18 protein-coding genes are annotated in these 22,216 nt (G+C 69.1%); 10 read left to right on the plus strand and 8 right to left on the minus strand.

Annotated features, from left to right (window positions below; all coding sequences use genetic code 11):
• The first annotated feature begins 277 nt into the window (after positions 1 to 277).
• The 3 genes from Q0480_RS10990 (at position 278) to Q0480_RS11000 (ending at position 4,792) form a co-directional block, all read left to right on the plus strand.
• A complete protein-coding gene (locus Q0480_RS10990; RefSeq protein WP_299132847.1) occupies positions 278 to 1,504 on the plus strand; it encodes an aspartate kinase in 1,227 nt (408 codons plus the stop codon).
• A 21-nt stretch (positions 1,505 to 1,525) separates the two neighbouring features.
• Complete coding sequence (gene ptsP, locus Q0480_RS10995) at positions 1,526 to 3,784, plus strand: phosphoenolpyruvate--protein phosphotransferase (RefSeq protein WP_299132851.1); 2,259 nt, start codon at positions 1,526 to 1,528, stop codon at positions 3,782 to 3,784.
• Between the two features lie 99 nt (positions 3,785 to 3,883).
• On the plus strand, positions 3,884 to 4,792 hold the full coding sequence (locus Q0480_RS11000) for a rhodanese-related sulfurtransferase (RefSeq protein WP_299132854.1): 909 nt from the start codon (positions 3,884 to 3,886) through the stop codon (positions 4,790 to 4,792).
• Positions 4,793 to 4,811: 19 nt separating this feature from the next.
• Here the strand turns inward: Q0480_RS11000 and Q0480_RS11005 are convergent, their stop codons facing one another.
• The 3 genes from Q0480_RS11005 to Q0480_RS11015 all read right to left on the minus strand — a co-directional run bounded on the left by Q0480_RS11005 (position 4,812) and on the right by Q0480_RS11015 (position 7,086).
• Positions 4,812 to 5,228 carry a globin domain-containing protein gene (locus tag Q0480_RS11005; RefSeq protein WP_299132857.1) on the minus strand — a complete coding sequence of 139 codons (417 nt, stop codon included), beginning with the start codon at positions 5,226 to 5,228 and terminating at the stop codon, positions 4,812 to 4,814.
• A gap of 99 nt (positions 5,229 to 5,327) precedes the next feature.
• Positions 5,328 to 6,575, minus strand: coding sequence for an MFS transporter (locus Q0480_RS11010; protein WP_299132860.1), 1,248 nt, complete (start codon positions 6,573 to 6,575; stop codon positions 5,328 to 5,330).
• A gap of 193 nt (positions 6,576 to 6,768) precedes the next feature.
• Complete coding sequence (locus Q0480_RS11015) at positions 6,769 to 7,086, minus strand: hypothetical protein (RefSeq protein WP_299132862.1); 318 nt, start codon at positions 7,084 to 7,086, stop codon at positions 6,769 to 6,771.
• 168 nt (positions 7,087 to 7,254) lie between these two features.
• Between Q0480_RS11015 and zapE the strand changes: the two genes are divergently transcribed.
• Entirely contained in the window at positions 7,255 to 8,355 is a 1,101-nt protein-coding gene (zapE, locus tag Q0480_RS11020; RefSeq protein ID WP_299132865.1) for a cell division protein ZapE, read from the plus strand.
• Between the two features lie 175 nt (positions 8,356 to 8,530).
• Here zapE and Q0480_RS11025 read toward each other — a convergent pair whose 3' ends face one another.
• The 5 genes from Q0480_RS11025 to tldD form a co-directional block, all read right to left on the minus strand.
• Positions 8,531 to 9,751, minus strand: coding sequence for a lytic murein transglycosylase (locus Q0480_RS11025; RefSeq protein WP_299132870.1), 1,221 nt, complete (start codon positions 9,749 to 9,751; stop codon positions 8,531 to 8,533).
• A 146-nt stretch (positions 9,752 to 9,897) separates the two neighbouring features.
• The gene (rnr, locus tag Q0480_RS11030) at positions 9,898 to 12,147 is read right to left on the minus strand and encodes a ribonuclease R (RefSeq protein WP_299132873.1); all 2,250 of its coding nucleotides are present in this window, start codon (positions 12,145 to 12,147) and stop codon (positions 9,898 to 9,900) included.
• A 74-nt stretch (positions 12,148 to 12,221) separates the two neighbouring features.
• A complete protein-coding gene (topA, locus tag Q0480_RS11035) occupies positions 12,222 to 14,837 on the minus strand; it encodes a type I DNA topoisomerase (protein ID WP_299132876.1) in 2,616 nt (871 codons plus the stop codon).
• Positions 14,838 to 14,974: 137 nt separating this feature from the next.
• The gene (dprA, locus tag Q0480_RS11040; protein ID WP_299132886.1) at positions 14,975 to 16,138 is read right to left on the minus strand and encodes a DNA-processing protein DprA; all 1,164 of its coding nucleotides are present in this window, start codon (positions 16,136 to 16,138) and stop codon (positions 14,975 to 14,977) included.
• A 58-nt stretch (positions 16,139 to 16,196) separates the two neighbouring features.
• Positions 16,197 to 17,621: a metalloprotease TldD gene (gene tldD, locus Q0480_RS11045; protein ID WP_299132888.1), complete on the minus strand. Its 1,425-nt coding sequence runs from the start codon at positions 17,619 to 17,621 to the stop codon at positions 16,197 to 16,199.
• A gap of 174 nt (positions 17,622 to 17,795) precedes the next feature.
• On the opposite strand from tldD, the gene coxB reads away from it, so the two are divergent.
• The 6 genes from coxB (at position 17,796) to Q0480_RS11075 (ending at position 22,195) form a co-directional block, all read left to right on the plus strand.
• Positions 17,796 to 18,653, plus strand: coding sequence for a cytochrome c oxidase subunit II (gene coxB / locus Q0480_RS11050; RefSeq protein WP_299132890.1), 858 nt, complete (start codon positions 17,796 to 17,798; stop codon positions 18,651 to 18,653).
• Between the two features lie 43 nt (positions 18,654 to 18,696).
• On the plus strand, positions 18,697 to 19,650 hold the full coding sequence (gene cyoE / locus Q0480_RS11055; RefSeq protein ID WP_299132891.1) for a heme o synthase: 954 nt from the start codon (positions 18,697 to 18,699) through the stop codon (positions 19,648 to 19,650).
• A gap of 10 nt (positions 19,651 to 19,660) precedes the next feature.
• Positions 19,661 to 19,846 carry a hypothetical protein gene (locus tag Q0480_RS11060; RefSeq protein ID WP_299132893.1) on the plus strand — a complete coding sequence of 62 codons (186 nt, stop codon included), beginning with the start codon at positions 19,661 to 19,663 and terminating at the stop codon, positions 19,844 to 19,846.
• A 3-nt stretch (positions 19,847 to 19,849) separates the two neighbouring features.
• Positions 19,850 to 20,458 (plus strand): cytochrome c oxidase assembly protein, encoded by a 609-nt coding sequence (locus Q0480_RS11065; protein WP_299132895.1) that lies wholly within the window; start codon positions 19,850 to 19,852, stop codon positions 20,456 to 20,458.
• A 17-nt stretch (positions 20,459 to 20,475) separates the two neighbouring features.
• Positions 20,476 to 21,300, plus strand: coding sequence for a cytochrome c oxidase subunit 3 (locus Q0480_RS11070; protein ID WP_299132896.1), 825 nt, complete (start codon positions 20,476 to 20,478; stop codon positions 21,298 to 21,300).
• 223 nt (positions 21,301 to 21,523) lie between these two features.
• On the plus strand, positions 21,524 to 22,195 hold the full coding sequence (locus Q0480_RS11075; RefSeq protein ID WP_299132898.1) for an SURF1 family protein: 672 nt from the start codon (positions 21,524 to 21,526) through the stop codon (positions 22,193 to 22,195).
• The last annotated feature ends 21 nt before the right edge of the window (positions 22,196 to 22,216 follow it).

The raw sequence follows: 22,216 nt of genomic DNA on the forward strand, positions 1-22,216 counted from the left end.
CGGCCGGTCTCGCCGACGGTCGAGACCGGCGGCCCATTCGTCACGCCCAACGCCCCCAACGCCCGGCTGGGGCTTGTGTCCGACCCCTGAGTAAAGGGTCAGCCGACGTGGCCGTTGGTATGAGACGCCGCGACGGACGCGAGAACGCCCCCGCCCCGTGGCTTGACCCGGCATGGCGCCGCTTCCGGTCGGGCCTCGCCGGCCCCCGGGCCGATCCGGCTTGCGGCCAGGCGGCGGCGCCGGTAAAGCGGGCCCGGCTCAGTTTTCCGGGAATACCATGCCGCGCCTGGTCATGAAATTCGGCGGCACCAGCGTCGCTGACCTCGATCGTATCCGCAACGCCGCCGCCCGCGTCAAACGCGAGGTCGAGGCCGGATACGATGTCAGCGTCGTCGTTTCGGCGATGTCCGGCAAGACAAATGAACTCGTCGGCTGGGTACGGCAGACCACGATGCTCTATGACGCGCGGGAATACGACGCGGTCGTGGCCTCCGGCGAGAACGTGACGGCCGGGCTCATGGCCCTGACCTTGCAGGAAATGGGCGTGCCCGCCCGCAGCTGGCAGGGCTGGCAGGTACCGCTGCGCACCAATTCGGCGCATGGCGCGGCGCGGATCGAGTCGATCGACACCACGCGGCTCCTGAAGAAGTTCGACGAAGGACTGCACGCCGTCATCGCGGGGTTCCAGGGCGTCAGCCCGGAGGGGCGGATCACGACGCTCGGACGCGGCGGCTCGGACACCAGCGCCGTCGCCTTCGCCGCCGCGCTCGAGGCCGAGCGCTGCGACATCTACACCGACGTCGACGGCGTCTATACCACCGACCCGCGCATCACCAGAAAGGCGCGCAAGCTTGGCCGGATCTCCTACGAAGAGATGCTGGAGCTCGCCTCGCTCGGCGCCAAGGTCCTGCAGACGCGCAGCGTCGAGCTCGCCATGCGCTACAAGGTCAGGCTGCGGGTGCGCAGCAGTTTTTCGGACGAGCCCGGCACGCTCGTCTGCGACGAGGAGGAGATCATGGAAAGCAGAGTGGTGAGCGGCATCGCCCATTCGCGCGACGAGGCGAAGCTGACCCTGATGAGCGTCGCCGACCGGCCCGGCATCGCGGCGGCGATCTTCGGTCCGCTGGCCGAGTCGGGTGTGAATGTCGACATGATCGTGCAGAACATCGGCTCCGATGGCCGGACCGACATGACCTTCTCCTGCCCGACCGACGATGTGCCGCGCGCCCGCCTCGCGCTGGAGCACGCGGTCACCGCCGGCCGGATCGACTATCGCGGGCTCGATGTCGATGAGAACGTGGCGAAGGTCTCGATCGTCGGCATCGGTATGCGCAGCCACGCGGGCGTCGCGCACAAGATGTTCTCGGCGTTGGCCGCGGAAGGCGTGAATATCAAGGTGATCACAACATCCGAGATCAAGGTCTCGGTACTGGTGGACCGCAAATATCTGGAACTGGCGGTGCAGGCATTGCATGATGCCTTCGAGCTGGAGAAAGCCGGCTAGCCCTTGGTACAGGGACGGACGATGTCGTTTTCCGACGCGGTCGACAGCCGTGTGATCCTGACGCGCCTCCGCGAGACGCTGGCCGAACCGGGCGGCGGACAGGAACGGCTCGACGGCATCACCCGGCTGATCGCCGAGGGACTGGTGGCCGAAGTCTGCTCGATCTATCTCAAGCGCGACGACGTCACGCTGGAACTCTGCGCGACGCAGGGGCTTAACGCGGAATCCGTGCATCAGACACGGATGCGCGTCGGTCAGGGCCTGGTCGGGCGCATCGCCGAGAGCGCGGAGCCGATCAACACGCCGAACGCGCCCGGCACCCGCGGCTTTCGCTTCATGCCCGAGACCGGCGAGGAGATCTATTCGAGCTTCCTCGGCGTGCCGGTGCAGCGGCTGGGCGAGGTGCTGGGCGTGCTGGTGGTGCAGAACCGGCAGGCGCGCGAATACACCGACGACGAGGTCTATGCCCTCGAGGTCGTCGCCATGGTCATCGCGGAGATGGCCGAACTCGGCGCCTTCGTCGGCCCGGGCCCGATGGAGCTGGCGCGGCCGCACAAGCTGCCCTTCTCGGTGCGCGGCCTCGTCGGGCAGGAGGGCGTCGCCGAGGGTCATGTCCTGCTGCACGAGCCGCAGGTGCTGGTGAACAATCCGATCAGCGACGACCCCACGCGCGAGACGGCGCGGCTGCGCGCCGCGCTGGTGGAGCTGAGGGCCGAGGTCGACGAGATGCTGGCGGCGGACTACCTGACCGCGACCGGCGACCATCGGGACGTGCTGCAGGCCTATCGCATGTTCGCCCATGACAAGGGCTGGGTGCGCCGGATGGAGGATTCCATCGAGAGCGGCCTCGCCGCCGAGGTCGCGGTCGAGAAGGAGCAATCGGCGACCCGCGCCCGGATGAGCCGCGTCGCCGACCCCTATCTGCGCGAGCGGCTGCATGATCTCGACGATCTCGCGAACCGGCTGCTGCGCCTGCTCGCCGGGGTCACGCCCAACAATGGCCGCGAGATCCCCGAGGATGCGATCCTCGTCGCCCGCAATATCGGTCCGGCGGAGCTGCTCGACTACGGCCGGCGGCTGCGCGGCGTGGTGCTGGAGGAAGGCTCGGTCGGCAGTCACGCGGCGATCGTGGCCCGGGCGCTCGCCATTCCGCTGGTCATTCAGGCGACGCGCATCACGCGCGAGGCGCTGAACGGCGACCCTGTTCTGATCGACGGCGACCATGGCTCGGTCCATCTGCGGCCCGAGGAGACCATCGCCCGCGCCTTCCGCGAGAAGATCGAGATGCGGGCCGAGGCGCAGCAGGCCTATGCCGCGCTGCGCGACAAGCCCGCGACCAGCCGCGACGGTGTGACGCTGCATCTGCACATGAACGCCGGCCTGATGGCGGATCTGCCGAGCCTGCCGAAATGCGGCGCGATCGGGGTCGGGCTGTTCCGCACCGAGCTTCAGTTCCTGATCCGGGCCACGGTGCCGAAGCGCACCGACCTCGCCGCGCTCTATGCGCGGATCCTCGATTCCGCCGGGGAGAAACCGGTGGTGTTCCGTACGCTCGACATCGGCTCGGACAAGGTCCTGCCCTACATGAAGCGGGCCGAGGAGCCGAATCCGGCGCTCGGCTGGCGCGCGATCCGGGTCGGGCTCGACCGTCCCGGCATCATGCGGATGCAGGTTCAGGCTCTGCTACGCGGCGCCCGCGGCCGGCCGCTGCAGGTGATGTTTCCCTTCGTCGCCGAGGCCTGCGAGTTCGAGACCAGCCGCGAGCTCGTCCTGCGCGAGATCGCCCGCGAGCAAGCGCTCGGCAACCTGGTGCCGTCGAGCGTCCGGGTCGGCGCCATGCTCGAGACGCCGAGCCTCGCCTACGCGCCCGACCGCTTCTTCGAGCTCACCGATTTCATCTCGATCGGCGGCAACGACCTGAAGCAGTTCTTCTTCGCCGCCGACCGCGAGAACGAGCTGGTCCGCCGGCGCTACGACACTTTGAGCGTGAGCTTCCTCAGCTTCCTTCGGCAGATCGTCGCCCGCTGCGCCGACCATGGCACTCCCCTGTCCTTCTGCGGTGAGGACGCTGGCCGGCCGCTGGAGGCGCTCGGACTCGCCGCGGTGGGTCTGCGCAACCTGTCGATGCGGCCGGCTTCGATCGGGCCGGTGAAGGCGCTGTTGCGCCAGGTCGATCTCATGGAGGCGCGCGACCTCGTCGAACAGGAGATCCGGCGCGGCGGCCGCACGGTGCGCCCGCTCCTCGAGGAGTGGCTCGCCCGCGCGGGCCTGCAGCTCTGACGGCGGCCGACGGCCTTCCCATTCTCCGACAAGCCGGCCGATTTCCGCCACGCGCGGCCCGCGCTTGGCAGGGCGGGCGGGGGCTGGTAGAGGCCGCGGATGTCCGAGATCCTGGTCGCCGCGCTCTATCGCTTCACGCCGTTCGCCGACCCCGCCGCCTTGCGGGGGCCCTTGGCGCGGGCCTGCGCGCGGGCGGGGATCACGGGGACGCTGCTGCTGGCGCGCGAGGGGCTGAACGGGACCATCGCCGGCGCGCCCGAGGGCATCGCCGCGGTTCTGGCGCATCTGCGCGGCCTGCCGGGCTGCTCCGGGCTGGAGGCGAAGCTGAGCCACGCCGACGTCATGCCGTTTCGCCGGATGAAGGTGCGGCTGAAGCGTGAGATCGTGACGCTGGGACGCCCCGAGGCCGATCCGACGCGGGCGGTCGGGGTCTATGTGCCGCCGTCGGACTGGAACGCGCTGATCGGGCGGCCGGAAACCGTGGTGATCGACACGCGCAACGCCTATGAGGTGGCGATCGGCGGCTTCGAGGGAGCGATCGACCCAGGGCTCAAGACTTTCCGCGACTTTCCAGACTGGTGGCGGGCGAATCGTGATGCCTTCGAGGGGCGGCCGGTGGCGATGTTCTGCACCGGCGGCATCCGCTGCGAGAAGGCATCGAGCTTCCTGCTCGCCGAGGGGGTCCGGGAGGTCTATCACCTGCGCGGCGGTATTCTGAAGTATCTCGAGGAGGTCCCGGAGGCCGCGAGTCGATGGCGAGGCGAATGTTTCGTCTTCGACGGGCGGGTCTCGGTTGGGCACGGGCTGGCGCTCGGGCGGCACGGGCGGTGCCATGCCTGCGGACGCCCGGTGTCCGAGGCGGACCAAGCGCATGCGGATTTCGAGGCGGAGGTCGCCTGTCCGGCTTGCGTCGGCGAATACGACGAGACCCGCCGCGCCGGTTTTCGCGAGCGGCGGCGGCAGATGGAGATCGCGCGCGCGAAGGGAATCGCACATCTGGGAGGCTGATGAGCGGCCCCCCCCCGGCTCAGGCGAAGGCGCCGATGGCGATCATCCGATCGGCGATCTCGTCAAAGGCATTGTGCCACGCCCGGGCCATCTCGCAGGTGAAGTCCGGCGCGAGCGTCTCGCCGAGCGTCACGACCAGCGCCGCGCCGAGCGCCTTGAAATGTTCGGGCCGCACACCCACGCCGGCATGGGCGCGCGCGAGATCGGCGATCTCGTCCGTCAGCGCCCCGGGTTCGTCGAGCAGGTCGCAGATGGTGGCGAGCGTCGAGAAAAAGCGCATCCCCTGGCCGGCGAGGTCGGCGCGGAACAGCGGCCGCAACTCCGGCGCGATGCTGAAGAGATTTTCATAGAACTGCTCGGACGCCGGCCTGATCCGCGGACCCACGAGCGGCAGGCTGTCCTTGATGATCCGGATATCCTCGGCGGTGACGGGCATCGCGCGCTCCTCGCTCTCTGGGTTCGGAGCGATGGAAGCGCGCGGCACGTGCTCCGACCATGATCTGGCGCAAGCCCCGCGCGGATCCCGGACGAGCCTTCAGGCGGTGGCGAGCATCGAGGGACGCTCGCGGATCGGCAGATGCACCAGCGCGGAGAAGGCGCCGACGCCGACGCCGATCCACCAGACGAGGTTGTAGTCGCCGTAGAGATCGTAGAGCCGGCCACCGAGCCAGACGCCGATGAAGGCGCCGATCTGATGACTGAGGAACACGAGGCCGTAGAGGGTGCCCATGTAGCGCAGGCCCCAGATCTGGGCGACGAGACCGCTGGTCAGCGGCACGGTGGCGAGCCAGAGCGCGCCCATGATCAGCGAGAAGATCACCACCGTCGCCGGCGTCATCGGCGTCAGGATGAAGGCGGCGGCGACGATGGTGCGGGCGGCGTAGATCTGCGCGAGCAGGTATTTCTTGCGGAAATGCTTGCCGAGCGCGCCGGCGGTGATGGTTCCGACGATGTTGGCGACGCCGATCAGCGCGATCGAGAGCGCGCCGAGCGCGGTCGTCGTGGTGATCCCCATCACCGAGAGCAGCGATCCGGGCGCGATCGGCGCGCAGACTTCGGTGATGAAGGCGGGGAAATGCGCGGTGATGAAGCCGAGCTGATAGCCGCAGGAGAAAAAGCCGATGAAGATCAGGATGAAGCTCGGGTCGCGCACCGCCTGGCCGACGATCGCGCCCATTCCGGCCTCGCCGGGCAGCGGCGCCGGGTGGACGTCGCCCTTGAGGAACGGCAGCAGGAGCAGCGTCGCGAGGATCAGCCCGGCGAAGACGAGGAACACCGAGCTCCAGGGCATGAAGCTCAGCAGATGCTCGGCGAGCAACGGGCCGATCACCTGGCCGCCCGAGCCGACGCCGGTGGCGACGCCAAGCGCCAGCGAGCGATGTTCCGGCGAGGCGGCCCGGCCGACGATGGCGAGGATGACGCCGAAGCCGGTGCCGGCGATGCCGAAGCCGATGAGGATATTGAGGAACTGATGCGCGCCCGGTGTGACCGCGCTCGCCGAGAGCACAAGCCCGAGCGCGTAGACGATGGCGCCGAGGATGATCGCCTTCTTGTCGCCGAACCGCTCGGCGATCGCGCCGAAGATCGGCTGGCCGACGCCCCAGGCGAGATTCTGGACGGCGATGGCGAGCGAGAAATCGGCGCGTGGCCAGCCGAATTGCTCGGCGATCGGGATCTGGAACAGGCCGAAACTCGCCCGGATGCCGAAATTGATCACCAGGATCCCGCAGCTGGCCAGCAGGACAGCCGTGAACAGGGGTGCGGCGCGGACATCGAGGGTCATCGGGGGCGCTCCAGGCGGGCGGAAGCCCGATCCTTCGCGGCCGCCGGCTGGCGCGTCAAACGAATTTACGCGCGGTCGTCCATCACCGTTCGTGATGAAGTTGCGCGCCATGGGGAAACGGGCGGACAAATGTCCGCCCGGCGGGGGCCGGCGCGCATTTCCTTCCGCCGGCGCCCCTGTGCAACCAACGGGATCAAGCGTCCTGTTCGGCGCCGAGATCCTCGATCTCGTCCGCTACGTCGCCGAGTATCGCGACATAGTAGCGCGGATAGTTCGCGTCGGTGGTGAAGCCGAAGGGGCCCTCCGCGGTCTCGGCGATCTCGAGAATCGGCTCGCGCGCGGTGGAACTGAGCGAGGCGGCGACGACCTGCTCCTCGCTCCAGTGCCGCGCGACGAGGCGGCGCAGCAGCTCCTTCACGTCGCTCTCGGCGATGACATCGACCGGTACCGACTGCTCGAAGGTCTTCGCGCCGCCGTCATAGCCCAGAATCGTCCAGTGTCGTTCCGACATGTTCCGTGTTTCCCGTTGCGCGCCCCGGCGCGGGGCGCTTCATCGGTCCGAATAGTCCAATTCACCGCGAGGTCAAACCGCTTCGGCGCACCCTCGCCCCGCGCGACCGCCGGTTGACGCCGCGGGTTCATTTGCTAGGGAGGGACGGAGCTGGAGAGGACCGCGCGCATGGATCACATCGGGCCGATGGCGGCCTATCGCGATCGGGTGGCCGAGGGCGCGCTGAACGCCGATCCGGCGCAACGTCTCGCCGTCGAGAAGCTGCAGCTGCTCGCGCTCCGGCTCGCCGACTACAATCCGGCGAAACCGAAGAGCGTCGGGCTCGGGCGTTTCGGCTGGGGCCGCGAGCGGATGGAGCAGAAGGCGGTGCCGGGGCTCTATCTCTTCGGCGGCGTCGGGCGCGGCAAGTCGATGCTGATGGACCTGTTCTTTCAGACCGCGCCGATCAGCCCCAAGCGCCGCGTGCATTTCCACGCCTTCATGCAGGAGATCCACAAGGGCATCGGGGCCGCGCGGGCGCGGGGCGTCACCGATCCGATCCGCCCGGTCGCCGACGCGGTGGCGGACGGCGCGACGCTGCTCTGTTTCGACGAGGCGCAGATCACCGACATCACCGACGCCATGCTGGTCGGGCGACTGTTCGAGCGGCTGTTCGAGCGGGGCGTGGTCATCGTCGCCACCTCGAACCGGGCGCCGGACGATCTCTACAAGAACGGACTGAACCGGCAGCTGTTCCTGCCCTTCATCGCGCTGATCAAGGACAAGCTCGAGGTACACGAACTCGCCAGCGCGACCGACCACCGGCTCGAGGTTCTGGCCGGGGCGCCGGTCTATCACACGCCGTCGGGCCCCGCGGCGACCGCGGCGCTCGACGCGGCCTGGGCGGCGCTGACCCAAGGGCCGGACGCCCCGCTGGCGCTGGAAGTGCATGGGCGGGAGGTGGCGCTGCCGCGGCATCGGAACCGGGTGGCCCGGGCGAGCTTCGCCGAGCTCTGCGGCCGGCCGCTCGGGCCCGCCGACTATCTGGCGTTGGCCGAGGCGCTCGATATCCTGATCCTGGAGGACGTCCCGACCCTCGGGCCTGCGCGCGCCAACGAGGCCAAGCGCTTCGTCACGCTGATCGATGCGCTCTATGAGGCGCGGGTCCGGCTGATCGTCTCCGCCGCCGCCGAGCCCGAGGCGCTCCATGTCGAGGGCGCGGGCGCCTTCGAGTTCGAACGCACAGTTTCGCGCCTGCGCGAGATGCAGGGCGTGGGCTGGGGCCGCTGAGCCGGCGGCGTTCTCGGAGACTGTTTGAAAACTCGAACGGGTCGGTCTGGCGGGTCTTTTCGCGCCCCGGTGCGTCGAACATTGAGGCCAGTATCCCGATATTGGCCTCGCCGCTCTCCTGCCGGGATCGCGAAAATCCCTCGCCAGCCCTCCGCCGCCGGATTTCCAGACGGTCTCAGCGCAGCTTCAGCAGCAGCGCGGAGGAGGCGTAGCCGTCGGGGGTCATGCCTTGCGCGGACTGGAAGCCGCGGATCGCCTGAATGGTGTTCGGGCCGATCACGCCGTCGGTGGCGCCGGTGTCGTAGCCCTTGGCGATCAGCCGCTCCTGCAGCTCGATCTTTTCGGTACGGCTGAGTTCGCGCTCGTCGCGCGGCCAGGGCGACACGAAGCCGCCGCCGCCGCCGATGCGGTCGGCAAGGGTGCCGACGCCCATCGCATAGGAGGTGGCGTTGTTGTATTTCTTGATCACGTAGAAATTCTGGAACACCGCGAAGGTCGGGCCGCGCGCGCCGGCCGGGGCGATGATCGCGGCCGGTCCGTAGTCGGGGATCGGCCGCCCGTCCATGGTCGTCACGCCGAGGCCGTTCCAGTGGCTGACCGGCTTGCGATTGCCCTGGTCGGCGCTGGCATAGCTGAAGCCGGCCGGCATATGCACCTCGATCCCCCAGGGCTGGTTCAGCCGCCAGCCCGATTTCGCCAGATAATTCGCCGCCGAGGCCAGCGCATCGGTCGGATCGTTCGACCAGACGTCGCGATGGCCGTCGCCGCCGAAATCCACCGCGTAGGACTGATAGCTCGTCGGGATGAACTGGGTATGGCCCATCGCCCCGGCCCAGGAGCCGCGCATCTCCGCCGGGGTTACGTCGCCCGCCTGCAGGATGCGCAAGGCGGCGACCAGCTGTTCCTCGGCGAAGCTCCGGCGCCGACCCTCGTAGGCGAGGGTCGCGAGGCTCTCGATCACCGGGATGTCGCCACGATTGGCACCGTAGTTCGATTCCATGCCCCAGATCGCCAGAACCGCCTCGCCGTCGACGCCGTAGCGCGCCTCGATCGCAGTCATCGTCGGGCCGAGTTCGCGGCGTTTGGCGCGACCGGTCTCGACCCGCGTCGGCGAGGCGGCGCTGTCGAGATATTCCCAGATCGGCTTGGTGAATTCCGCCTGCCGCCCGTCGAGCCGTACCACGTCGGCATTGACCCCGACGCCCTGAAACGCGGCGTCGAACACGCCGGGACTGATGCCTTGCGCGATCGCGCGCGTGCGGAACGCCGCCTTCCAGGCGACGAAGCTCTCGGGCTGCGGGCTGGGGCTGTTCCGGGCCGCGGGTGGCACTCTTGCATCGACCTGCTGGTTGGCGCCGGCGCCGCATCCCGCGACCCCGAATGCCAGTAGAATCATCGCGAATGAAATCCGTTTCAACCGCCTGCCTCCGGTTCGATCTCTGCTCGATCGTTTTGCCGGAGAGACTAGCGGGAAGCTCGCGCGAAAAAAAGCGGATTGGCGCCGCGATCTACCTGAAATTGCGCAAGTGGATTGGAGATCGATCAGTGGCGCCCGGATTTCCGGTCCCGGATCCGGGATTTCACCAGCTTGCGACGGGGCGTGCCACGCACCGGACTCTTGCCGCCGCCGGCCATCGCGCGGCCGTCTATGGTGAGGAGCTCGAAGAGCAGGCCGCCGGTCACCGGCACCGCCTCGGCCAGCCGCACCGTGACCCGGGCGCCGAGGCCGATCACCCGGCGCGTGCGCTCGCCGGTCAGGGTCTGGGTGCCCGCGTCATAGGCGAAATATTCGCGCCCCAGAGAGGAAATCGGGATCAGCCCGTCGGCGCCGGTCTCGTCCAGCTTCACGAACAGACCGAAACGGGCGACGCCGGCGACGCGCCCCTCGAACTCCGCGCCGATCCGGTCGGCGAGATAGGCCGCGAGATAGCGGTCCGTCGTGTCGCGCTCGGCCATCATCGAGCGCCGCTCGGTCATCGAGATATGCTCGCCGGTCTCTGGCAGGGCGACTTCCTCGTCATGGGTGAGCCCGTCCTTCTTCGGATCGGGCCCCCAGCCCTCGGCCCGGATCAGCGCGCGATGCAGGACGAGGTCGGCATAGCGGCGGATCGGCGAGGTGAAATGGCCGTAGCGCGGCAGGTTGAGGCCGAAATGGCCGAAATTCTCCGGCGCGTAATAGGCCTGGGTCATGGCGCGCAGCACCGAGATATTGATCATCTCGGCATGTTCTGTGCCCGCGACACCGTCAAGCAGGCGGTTCAGATGCGCGGTCTTCAGCACCTGACCCTTGGCCAGCACCTGACCGACGCTCTGCGCCGTCTCGCGCAAAGCGTCGAGCTTTTCGGGCGAGGGTTCCTCATGCACGCGGTAGAGCAGGCGCGCGCGCTTCTTCTCCAGCGTCTCGGCGGCCGCGACATTGGCGAGGATCATGAAATCCTCGATCACCCGATGCGCGTCGAACCGATCGCGGAAATTCACCGACAACACGCGGCCGTCGTCGGACAGCACGATCCGGCGCTCCGGCAGGTCGAGGTTCAGCGGCTGGCGCTGGTCGCGGGCGGCGTGGGCGGCGCGCCAGGCGGCCCAGAGCGGACGGATGACGGTCTCCACCAGCGGTTCGGTCGCGGCGTCGGGCCGACCGTCGGCCGCGCCCTGCGCCTGCGCATAGGTGAGCGAGGCGGGCGAGCGCATCAGGCCGCGGGTGAAGCGATGCGCGATCTTGTCGCCTTGCGCGTTCAGGACCATGCGGACAGCGACGCAGGGCCGGTCGGCGCCCTCGATCAGTGAGCAGAGGTCGGCGGACAGCGCCTCGGGCAGCATCGGCACCACGCGGTCGGGGAAATAGGTGGAGTTCCCCCGCCGCCGCGCTTCGCGGTCGAGGGCCGAGCCCGGCGTCACATAGTGCGCGACATCTGCGATGGCGACCCAGACGACATGCCCGCCGGGGTTCGCCGGATCGTCGTCGCCCTGGGCGCAGACCGCGTCGTCATGGTCACGGGCGTCCTCGGGGTCGATGGTGACGAGCGGCAGGGCGCGCAAATCCTCGCGCCGGCCTAGCGCCACGGGTCGCGCGGCCTCGGCCTCGGCGAGGGCGGCGTCGGGGAAGTCGTCCGGAATGCCATGCTCGTGGATCGCGATCAGCGAGACCGCCTTCGGCGCCGAGGGATCGCCGAGCCGGGCGATGATCCGCGCCCGGGGCAGGCCGTGGCCGCGGGGCGAACCCACCTGCTCGGCCTCGACCAGCTCGCCCTCGCGCGCGCCGCCACGATCGCCGGGCTCGACGCGCCAGTCGCGATCGATCTTCTTGTCGATCGCGGCGACCCGGCCACCGGATTCGCTCTCGTGATAGATGCCGATCACCCGGCTCGGCCCCATGCCGATCCGGCGGATGACCCGCGCGGTCAGCGCCGCCTCGGGACCTTCCGGTGCCAGCAGCCGGCCGAGCAGGCGGTCGCCCGCGCCGAGTGCCGGGTCGTCGCGCCGGGTGACGAGACGGACGCGGGGCAACGGCGCATCCGCCTCCCACTCCACCGGCTCGGCCCAGAGGTCGCCATCCGCGTCCGCGCCGGTCACGCGCAGCACGAGCACGGGCGGCAGGTCGCCGGCGGGCCGCGCGCGCTTGCCGCGCCTCTCGACCCGGCCCTCGCGCGCGAGGCGGGCGAGCATCTGCTTCAGCTCGATCTTGGCGGCGCCGCGCAGGCCGAAGGCGCGGGCGATGTCGCGCTTCGTGGTTTGAGTCGGATTGTCGCGCAACCAGGCGAGGAGTTCGGTTTCGGTGGGGAGTTCGCTCATGGCGCCCGCGTTAACATGCGCCGCGCGCGGCGTCCCGCGCGAATTCGCGCGACCTGGCGCCGCGCCGCGCCCGACTATTCAGCCGCGGTCTTGGGCGCGGCGGCCTTCGGCGCCGGCTTCTTCGCGGCGGGCTTCTTCGCGGCGGGCTTCTTCTTCGGCGCGGCCTTCTTGGCGGGGCTCTTTCTCGCCGACTTCTTGGCCGGGGCTTTCGCGGCGATCAGCGCCAGCGCCTGTTCCAGGGTGACCGCCTCGGCCGGCGTGTCCTTGGGCAGGGTCGCGTTGACCTTTTCCCATTTGACGTAAGGCCCGTATTTGCCCTCATAGACCCCGACATCGCCGCCGTCCGGATGCTGGCCGAGCTCGCGCAGCGGCTTCACCGCCGCGCCCCGGCCGGCGCCCCGGGCCGCCTTCTGCGCCAGCACCTCCATCGCCCGGTTCATGCCGATGGTCAGCACCTCCTCCGGGTCCTTGAGGTTCGCATAGATCTTGCCGTGCTTCACGTAAGGTCCGAAGCGGCCGATCGAGGCCTCGACCTTCTCGCCATCCTCGGGATGCGTGCCGATCAGCCGCGGCAGGGCCAGCATGTCGAGCGCGCGCGCGAGGTCGATGGCCGAGGCATCCATGCCCTTGGGGATCGAGGCGCGCTTCGGCTTCGGCGCGTCCCCGGTCGCCTCGCCGAGCTGGACATACAGCCCGTAGGGGCCGACGCGCAGCGTGACCGGCAGGCCGTTGTCGTCATGGCCGAGCAACTTGCCGTCGGGACCGGCGGCGTCGCCGCCCTCGACCTCGCCGGCGAGCGGCCGGGTGTAGCGGCATTCGGGGTAGTTCGAGCAGCCGATGAAGGCACCGCCCGAGCGCGCGGTGCGCAAGGACAGCCGGCCGGCGCCGCAGACCTTGCAGCGACGTGGCTCGGGATCCTCGGGCGTCACCGGGAAGAGATGCGGCTCCAGCACCTCGTTGATCTTCTCGAGCACGTCGGTGATGCGCAGTTCCGACGTCTCGCCGAGCGCGGCGGAGAAATCGGTCCAGAAACGGGCGAGCAGCGCCTTCCAGTCCTCGTCGCCCGTGGTGACGCGGTCCAGATCCTCCTCGAGGTCGGCGGTGAAATTATAGTCGAGATAGCGGCCGAAATAGCTTTCGAGGAAGGCGGTGACCAGCCGCCCCTTGTCCTGCGGGATCAGGCGGTTCTTCTCCTTGCGGACATAGTCGCGCTCCTGGATCGTCGAGACGATCGAGGCATAGGTCGAGGGCCGGCCGATGCCGAGCTCCTCCATCCGCTTGACCAGCGTCGCCTCGGTGTAGCGCGGCGGGGCTTGGGTGAAATGCTGTTCCGGGGTCACGCTCCGCTTGTCGGCCCGCTCGCCCGAGACGATCACCGGCAGGCGGCCGCCGTCCTCCTCGTCGACCAGCTCGAATTCCTCGTCGTCGCGGCCTTCCATATAGACCTTGAGAAAGCCGTCGAAGGTGACGACCTGGCCGGTGGCGCGCAGGCCGACGGCGCCGTCCGCGCTTGCGATCTCGACCGTCGTCCGCTCGAAGCGCGCCGCCTCCATCTGGCTCGCGACCGAGCGTTTCCAGATGAGATCGTAGAGCCTGGCCTGGTCCGGCTCCAGTCGGACACGGTCCGGCGACTGGCCCATGTCGGTCGGCCGGATGCATTCATGCGCTTCCTGCGCGTTCTTGGCCTTGTTCTTGTACATGCGCGGCGACTTCGGCACATAGGCGTCGCCGTAGCGGGTCTTGATCACGTCGCGGGCGGCCATCACCGCCTCGGGCGCCATGTCGATGCCATCGGTGCGCATATAGGTGATATGGCCCGCCTCATAGAGGCGCTGGGCGGTGTTCATCGTCTGGCGCGCGCCAAAGCCGAACTTGCGGCTCGCCTCCTGCTGCAGGGTGGAGGTCATGAAGGGCGCCGAGGGATTGCGGCTCGCGGGTTTCGATTCCACCGCCGCGACGCTCAGGTCGCGCGCGCTGATCGCGGCGACGGCGGCCTCGGCGGCCGCGCCCGTCGCGATGTCGAACTTGTCGAGCCGACGCCCGTCGAGGCTGACGAGCCGGGCGTCGAACTCCTGGCCGCGCGGCGTGGCGAGGCGGGCCTTGACCGACCAGTATTCCCGGCTGCGGAAAGCCTCGATCTCCATCTCGCGCTCGACGATCAGGCGCAGGGTGACCGACTGCACGCGGCCGGCCGACTTCGCCCCGGGCAGCTTGCGCCAGAGCACCGGCGAGAGCTTGAAGCCGACGAGATAGTCGAGCGCGCGCCGCGCGAGATAGGCGTCGACCAGCTCCATGTCGATCTTGCGCGGGTTCTCCATCGCCGTGGTGACGGCGTTGCGGGTGATGGCATTGAAGACCACGCGCTCGACGGCCGTATCCTTCCTGACCGCCTTGCGCTTGGTCAGCGCCTCGAGCAGGTGCCAGGAAATCGCCTCGCCCTCGCGGTCGGGGTCGGTGGCGAGGATCAGCTTGTCGTCGTCCTTCAGCGCCTCGGCGATGGCGCGCACATGCTTCTGGCTCTCCGGCGCCACCTCCCACAGCATGTGAAAGGCATTGTCGGGATCGACCGATCCGTCCTTCGCAGGCAGGTCGCGCACATGGCCGTAGGAGGCGAGGACCTTGTAGTCCGGCCCGAGATACTTGTTGATCGTCTTCGCCTTGGCGGGCGATTCCACAACGACGACTGCCATGGGGCGGCTCCTTTGCGGCGCCCGGCGCCGCGACGGAGCCTAGATGTTCCCCCCACCCGTGCTTGTCAACCGTGGGGCGTACCGCGCTCCGTGTCTCCGCCGGGGGAGATCGAAGCGGCGCCGGGCGAGTTGGCGCGTCAGGTTTCGCGGCTGATCGTCGCCCCCGGATGACGCCGGATCAGGCCCTGAAGCTCGAGATCGAGCAGCAGCGCCGCCACCCGCGCGGCCGGCAGGCCAACGGCGCGGGTCAGCGCGTCCTCGGTGACAGGCGTCGGTCCGATCAGGTCGAACAGCCGTTCAGCCGCGTCGCCCTCGGGCACGGGCATGGGCACGGGCGCCTCCACCGGGGCGCGGGTGGTTCGAGGCGATGGCCGGGCGGACGGAGGCGCCGCGACGCCCGAGGCGATCGCCTCCAGCACGTCCGCGGCGTCGCGCACGAGGGTCGCGCCATCGCGGATCAACTGGTTGCAGCCGCCGGCGCGGGCGTCCATCGGGCTGCCCGGGACGGCCATGACCTCGCGTCCCTGATCGAGCGCGGCGCGGGCGGTGATGAGGCTGCCCGAGCGGGTGGCGCCCTCGACCACCACGAGGCCGAGGGCGAGGCCCGAGACTACGCGGTTGCGGCGCGGAAAGTCCTGCGGTCGGGGCGGGTGGCCCATCGGCATCTCCGAGAGGCGCAGGCCGGTTTCCGCGATCCGGCCGGCGAGCTCGGCGTTCTCCGGCGGATAGACGACATCGACGCCGCCGGCCTGGACGGCGATGGTCCCCGTCTCGAGCGCGGCGCGATGGGCGGCGGCGTCGATGCCGCGGGCGAGGCCGGAGGTGATGACGAAACCCGCCTCGCCAAGCTCGCGCGCCAGCCGCGCCGCCATGCGGCAGCCGAGCGCGGAGGCGTTGCGGGCGCCGACCACGGCGACGCCGTCGCGCTGGCCGAGGGCGATGTCGCCGATCGCCCAGAGAAACGACGGCGGATCGGGGATGGTGGCGAGGAGCCGGGGATAGTCCTCGGCGCCGAGCAGAAGCGGCCGCGCGCCCGCCGCCTCCGCCACGCGCCACTCCTCTTCGATCACGGCCCTCGGCGCCGGCGCATAGCCGCTGACCCCGGCCTCGGCGGCGATCGCCGGCAATGCGTCGAGCGCGCCGCGGGCCGAGCCGTATTCGCGGATCAGCCGGATGAAGGTCGCCGGTCCCACGCGCCGCGAGCGCCAGAGCCGCAGCCAGTCGAGCCGCGCCGCCTCGGACCGGGGCAGTGCCTCGGGCGGAATCTTCGCGGAAAGCGGCGGCGCGGCGTCGTCGGGCACGGGGAAGCTCCTCGCGCCCATTGGCGGCGCGGGCGGTAAACGCGCGGTTAACCGACGCTCAGGCGGCGCTGCCGCCGACGGTCAGCCCGCCGATCAGCAATGTCGGCTGGCCGACGCCCACCGGCACCCACTGGCCGTTCTTGCCGCAATTGCCCATCCCGGGATCGAGCGCCATGTCGTTGCCGATCGCCCGGATCTGCTTCAACGCGGTCGCGCCGTCGCCGATCAGGGTCGCGCCCCGGACCGGCGCGCCGACAACGCCGTTCTTCACCCGGTAGGCCTCGGTGCAGGAGAAGACGAACTTGCCGTTGGTGATATCGACCTGCCCGCCGCCGAACCCGACGGCGTAGATCCCGTCCTTCAGTCCGGCGAGGACGTCGGCCGGATCCGTGTCGCCGCCGAGCATGATCGTGTTCGTCATGCGCGGCATCGGCGCGTGGGCGTAGGACTGGCGGCGGCCGTTGCCGGTGGCCGGCACGCCCATCAGGCGCGCGTTCTGGCGGTCCTGCATGTAACCGACGAGGATCCCGTCCTCGATCAGCACGTTGCGCTGGCTCGGCGTGCCTTCGTCGTCGAAGGAAATGCTGCCGCGGCGGTCGGGGATGGTGCCGTCGTCCACGACGTTCACCCCCGGCGCGGCGATCCGCGTGCCCATCAGGCCGGCGAAGGCCGAGGTCTTCTTGCGGTTGAAGTCGCCTTCGAGCCCGTGGCCGATCGCCTCGTGCAGCAGGATGCCCGGCCAGCCCGGCCCGAGCACCACGTCCATCACACCGGCCGGCGCCGGCTCGGCGCGCAGATTGACGGTGGCGATGCGCAAGGCCTCGGCCGCGACGGACTTCCAGTGCTCGGTGCCCATCAGCGGCGACAGGCCATAGCGGCCGCCGCCGCCGGCGCTGCCTGATTCGCGGCGGCCGTTCTCCTCGACGATGATCGAGATATGGAGCCGGACCATCGGCCGGGCGTCGGTCAGGCGCTGGCCCTCGGGGCGCAGGATCTCGATCTCCTGCATGCTGGCGGCGAGGCTGGCCGAGACCTGCGCCACGCGCGGATCGAGCGCGCGCGCATAGGCGTCGATCTCGCGCAGCATCTCGACCTTCACGGCGAATTCGGCGTCGTCGAACGGGTCGTGGTCGGTATAGAGCCGCTGGTTGGTCGCCCGGGGCGCGGGTGCCATCACCCCGCCGCCGGCCCCGACGGCGAGCCGCGCCGTTTCCCCCGCCCGGGCCAGCGCCGCCTCGGAAATCTCGGTCGAATGGGCATAGCCGGCGGTCTCGCCCCGCACGGCGCGCAGGCCGAAGCCCTCGCCCGCCTCGTAGCTCGCATTGCGCAACCGCCCGTCGTCGAAGACCAGTGCCTCGCCCCGGTGGCGTTCGAGGAAAAGCTCGCCATCGTCGGCGCCGGCCGTGGCCGCGCGCAACTCCGCCAGCGCGCGGTCGGCGTCGAGAGCGGTCTCGAAGGGTTGAAAGCGGGGGATTGGCTGCACGATGCCCTCCTTGGGCGCGCCTGCGCGCGGGTTCGACACTTCGGCCAAAGCGGCCAGCCGCGGCGAAGCCGCGTCTTGTTCTTGCCACGCTAATATGGTTCACCTGCCTTCTGTTGCAACAATTCGCGCGGTGGCCAAGGTCGTGGCCACGGCCTGAAGGGACGGACTCACCCGATGAAGAAGCTCTGGATCGCTCTCCTGCTCGGCTGTTCCGCGATCCTCGGTGGAGGGGCGGCCTGGGCGCAGGCCGAACCGGCCGATCTGCCCGTCATCGGGGCTCCGCATGCCGGCGGGGTCTCGTTCCAACCCGCCTCGACGCCGGTCGCCACGGATCTGCACTGGCTCGATACGATGGTACACGGGATCATGTTCGTGATCGTGATCTTCGTCACCGCGCTGCTCGCCATCGTCGTCCTGCGCTTCAACCGGCGCGCCAATCCAACGCCTGCGACCTTCACGCACAATACCCGGGTCGAGATCGCCTGGACGCTGGTCCCGGTGCTGATCCTGATCATCATCGGCTCGTTCTCGCTGCCGATCCTGTTCAAGCAGCTCGAGGTGCCGACGCCGGACCTGACGATCAAGGCGACCGGAAACCAGTGGTACTGGAACTATACCTACGCCGACAACGAATTCTCCTTCGACAGCCTGCTCCTGGCCGAGGATGAGCTCGCCGCGCACGGCTACGGGCCGGAACTGCATCTGCTTGCCACCGATACCTCGGTCGTGGTGCCGGTCAACAAGGTCGTGCGGCTGCTGACCACCGGCGCGGACGTGATCCATTCCTGGGCGATGCCCGCCTTCGGCGTGAAGATGGACGCGGTGCCGGGTCGCCTGAACGAGACCTGGTTCATGGCCGAGAAGGAAGGCATCTATTTCGGCCAGTGCTCGGAGCTCTGCGGCAAGGACCACAGCTACATGCCGATCACGGTCAAGGTGGTCAGCGAGGCCCAGTACGAGACCTGGCTCGACTGGGCGATCAACGAATACGGCGGCACGCGGACGCCGGGCGGCGTCGCCGCCGCGAACTGAGGCACGGCCACGGCCCCGGAGGCCTGAGCTGCGGAGGTTTGCAATGAGCGAGACCGGCTGGATAGGCGAGGCGCCGCGCGACGCCGGCTTTGGCGACTATTTCGAACTGCTGAAGCCGCGGGTGATGCGGCTCGTGGTCTTCACCGCGATCGTCGGCCTCGTCTGCGCGCCGGTGCCGGTGCATCCCGTGGTCGCCTTCGCCGCGCTGATCTGCGTCGCGGCCGGCGCCGGCGCGGCCGGCGCGCTCAACATGTGGAGCGACTGGGATATCGACGCGGTGATGAAGCGCACCGCGCGCCGCCCGATCCCGGACGGCCGGGTCACCCGGGACGAGGCGCTCGGCATCGGCGTCACGCTCGGCGCCTTCTCGGTGGTGATGCTGGCGCTCTTTGCCAATATCTTCGCGGCGGGGCTGCTCGCCTTCACCATCCTGTTCTACGCGGTGATCTATTCCCTGTGGCTGAAGCGGGCGACGCCGCAGAACATCGTCATCGGTGGCGCGGCCGGCGCGCTGCCGCCGATGATCGGCTGGGCGATCGCCACCGGCGGCGTCTCCGTCGAGAGCCTGCTGATGTTCCTGCTCATCTTTCTCTGGACGCCGCCGCATTTCTGGGCGCTGGCGCTGTTCCGGAATGAGGATTACGTCCGCGCCGGCCTGCCGATGATGCCGGTGACCGCCGGGCCGCGCAGCACGCGAAACCAGATCCTCGGCTATTCCCTCGTGCTCGTGCCCGTGGCGATCCTGCCGGCCTTCACCTCGGTCGGCGGGCCGGTCTATCTCGCCGGCGCGGTGGTGCTGAACGTCCTGTTCCTGCGCGGCGCCTGGCAGATCTGGTGGCGGGACGAACCGGAGGCGGAGGCCGACCGCTACCGCGTCGAAAAGAAGTTCTTCGCACTCTCGATCGTCTATCTCTTCCTGCATTTCTGCCTGTTCCTGGCCGAGGCTGGGCTGCGGGCCGCCGGGCTCGCCGCCGCCGGCTGGCCGACGCTGACGTAGGGACCGAGAGATGCGCCCGGACAGCCACGAGATCTTCGCCCGCCGCCGCAGCCGCAATGTCGGCCTCGGACTGGTGCTCGGCGCCTTCGTCCTACTCGTCTTCGCCGTCAGCGTGGTGAAGATCGGCAGCGGCGCGCCCCTCGGCCATGTCGAGCCGGCGGAGACGACGCGCATGCTGCCCAAGGCCGGGAACTGAACGGTGACGACCTCGGCCAACGCGCGTCTCGCCTGGAAGCTCGCGGCCGTGGTCGTGGTGATGGTGGCACTCAGCTTCGCGGCGGTGCCGTTCTACAGCTGGTTCTGCCGGACCACCGGCTATGGCGGCACGCCCTCGGTCGCCGAGGCGGCGCCGGACACCATCCTCGACCGCCAAGTCACCGTGCGGTTCGACGCCAATGTCGCGCCGACCATGCCCTGGCACTTCCGCCCCATGCAGCGCGAGATGACGATCCGTCTCGGCGAGACCGGCCTCGCCTTCTACGAGGCCTACAATCCGACGAATCATCCGGTCGCCGGTCAGGCCGCCTTCAACGTCGCCCCCGACAGCGCCGGGAAATATTTCGACAAGATCGCCTGTTTCTGCTTCAACCTCCAGGTGCTCGGCCCTGGCGAGCGCGTGGAGATGCCGGTGACCTTCTTCGTCGATCCCGAGATGCTGAAGGACAGCGACGCGGCGCGACTCAAGGCGATCACCCTGTCCTACACCATGTTTCCGGCCGTCCTGCCCGAAGACACCCCGGCGCTCACCATAGCGCCGGCCTCCGCGGCCGGAATCGTGTCACCGCCTGACTTGACGATCGAACACTAGAAGGGAGCAAGCCAGCCATGGCGGGCCAGAAGAACCACGACTACCACATCCTGCATCCCAGCGTCTGGCCGTTCGTCGGGGCGCTTGGCGCCTTCGTCTTGCTGTTCGGGGCGGTGCTGTTCTTCCACGACCATGGGCCGTGGCTGATGCTGATCGGGCTGCTGATGGTGCTCTATACCATGTTCGCCTGGTGGTCGGACGTGATCTCGGAGAGCCAATCGGGCGACCATACGCCGGTGGTGCAGATCGGCCTGCGCTACGGCGTGATCATGTTCATCGTCTCAGAGATCATGTTCTTCGCGGCCTGGTTCTGGTCCTTCTTCAAGCACGCGCTCTATCCGATGGGCGTGATCGAGGGCGTGGTGGTCACCCCCGGGGTCTGGCCGCCGCACGGGATCGAGACCTTCGATCCCTGGCACCTGCCGTTGATCAACACGCTGATCCTGCTCTGCTCGGGTTGCGCGGCGACCTGGGCGCACCATGCGATCGCCGAGGAGAACAACCGCGAGCAGATGAAATGGGGCCTGTGGATCGCCATCACGCTCGGCGTGCTGTTCACGATCTTTCAGGCGTATGAATACAGCCATGCGGAATTCTCGTTCTCCGGCAATATCTACGGCGCGAACTTCTTCATGGCGACCGGCTTTCACGGCTTCCACGTGATCATCGGCACCATCTTCCTCGGCGTCTGCCTGCTGCGGGTCTATCTCGGCCAGTTCACGCAGGATCAGCATGTCGGGTTCGAGGCGGCGGCCTGGTACTGGCACTTCGTCGACGTGGTCTGGCTGTTCCTGTTCGCAGCGGTCTATATCTGGGGCGGCGGCGTCTCGCACGGGCACTGAGAGACCGTTTGAGAATTCCGCGGGTCGGTCCGACCGGTCCTTGCTGCGCCCCGTTGCGTCGATCATCCATGCCAGTATCCTCGATATCGGCATGGATGATCCCCTGTCAGGATCACGAAAATCCCATCCCGGACCTCCGCCGCCGAATTCCGGAACAGTCTCTGAGCGGCCCTGGCGCGCGTAGGGTCAGGGCGCGCGCCCAAGCCCGCGGACAGGTGATCCGATGACCCGGCGCATGATCCCGGCGCTGATCTTCGGCGTCGCCGGGGTCGCGATCCTGATCTGGCTCGGCACCTGGCAGCTTCAGCGCCTCGCCTGGAAAACCGGGATCCTCGACCGGATCGAGGCGCGGATCACCGCCGAGCCCGTGTCCTTGCCCGCCGCGCCGGACCGGTCGACCGACCAGTATCTGCGCGTGCTGGAGAGCGGCGCGATCGAGCCGGGCGAGCTTCACGTCTATACCTCCGCGCCGCCGCGTGGCGTCGGCTACCGGATCATCGTACCGCTGCGGCTGGCCGACGGGCGACGCATCCTCCTCGATCGCGGCTTCGTGCCGATCGAGGAGAAGGACGCGCCGCGGCTCGTCGGGCCGATCCGGGTCGAGGGCTCGCTGCTCTGGCCGGACGAGACCGATGGCTACACCTCGGCGCCGGACCGCGCCAAGAACATCTGGTTCGCCCGCGACGTCGGGTTGATGAGCGCGGCGCTCGACACGCTGCCGGCGATGCTGGTGACCGAGGCGAGCGACGATCCGAACCCGCCCTGGGCGCGCCCGGTGACCATCGATATCCCGAACGACCATCTGCAATATGCCATCACCTGGTTCTCGCTGGCCGTGGCCTGGGCGGGGATGACAGTCTACTGGCTTTGGCGTATCAAACGCCGATCCGATTGAGCGCAGAAACGAAAGTCCCGC

This window comes from uncultured Amaricoccus sp. (genome assembly GCF_937891315.1).
Taxonomy (GTDB): domain Bacteria; phylum Pseudomonadota; class Alphaproteobacteria; order Rhodobacterales; family Rhodobacteraceae; genus Amaricoccus.

Excerpts from the sequence above, each read along its gene's own strand:
- Q0480_RS10990 (WP_299132847.1), top strand. The coding sequence starts at position 278 with ATGCCGCGCCTGGTCATGAAATTCGGCGGCACCAGCGTCGCTGACCTC.
- ptsP (WP_299132851.1), top strand. The coding sequence starts at position 1,526 with ATGTCGTTTTCCGACGCGGTCGACAGCCGTGTGATCCTGACGCGCCTC.
- Q0480_RS11000 (WP_299132854.1), top strand. The coding sequence starts at position 3,884 with ATGTCCGAGATCCTGGTCGCCGCGCTCTATCGCTTCACGCCGTTCGCC.
- Q0480_RS11005 (WP_299132857.1), bottom strand. The coding sequence starts at position 5,228 with ATGCCCGTCACCGCCGAGGATATCCGGATCATCAAGGACAGCCTGCCG.
- Q0480_RS11010 (WP_299132860.1), bottom strand. The coding sequence starts at position 6,575 with ATGACCCTCGATGTCCGCGCCGCACCCCTGTTCACGGCTGTCCTGCTG.
- Q0480_RS11015 (WP_299132862.1), bottom strand. The coding sequence starts at position 7,086 with ATGTCGGAACGACACTGGACGATTCTGGGCTATGACGGCGGCGCGAAG.
- zapE (WP_299132865.1), top strand. The coding sequence starts at position 7,255 with ATGGATCACATCGGGCCGATGGCGGCCTATCGCGATCGGGTGGCCGAG.
- Q0480_RS11025 (WP_299132870.1), bottom strand. The coding sequence starts at position 9,751 with ATGATTCTACTGGCATTCGGGGTCGCGGGATGCGGCGCCGGCGCCAAC.
- rnr (WP_299132873.1), bottom strand. The coding sequence starts at position 12,147 with ATGAGCGAACTCCCCACCGAAACCGAACTCCTCGCCTGGTTGCGCGAC.
- topA (WP_299132876.1), bottom strand. The coding sequence starts at position 14,837 with ATGGCAGTCGTCGTTGTGGAATCGCCCGCCAAGGCGAAGACGATCAAC.
- coxB (WP_299132890.1), top strand. The coding sequence starts at position 17,796 with ATGAAGAAGCTCTGGATCGCTCTCCTGCTCGGCTGTTCCGCGATCCTC.
- cyoE (WP_299132891.1), top strand. The coding sequence starts at position 18,697 with ATGAGCGAGACCGGCTGGATAGGCGAGGCGCCGCGCGACGCCGGCTTT.
- Q0480_RS11060 (WP_299132893.1), top strand. The coding sequence starts at position 19,661 with ATGCGCCCGGACAGCCACGAGATCTTCGCCCGCCGCCGCAGCCGCAAT.
- Q0480_RS11070 (WP_299132896.1), top strand. The coding sequence starts at position 20,476 with ATGGCGGGCCAGAAGAACCACGACTACCACATCCTGCATCCCAGCGTC.
- Q0480_RS11075 (WP_299132898.1), top strand. The coding sequence starts at position 21,524 with ATGACCCGGCGCATGATCCCGGCGCTGATCTTCGGCGTCGCCGGGGTC.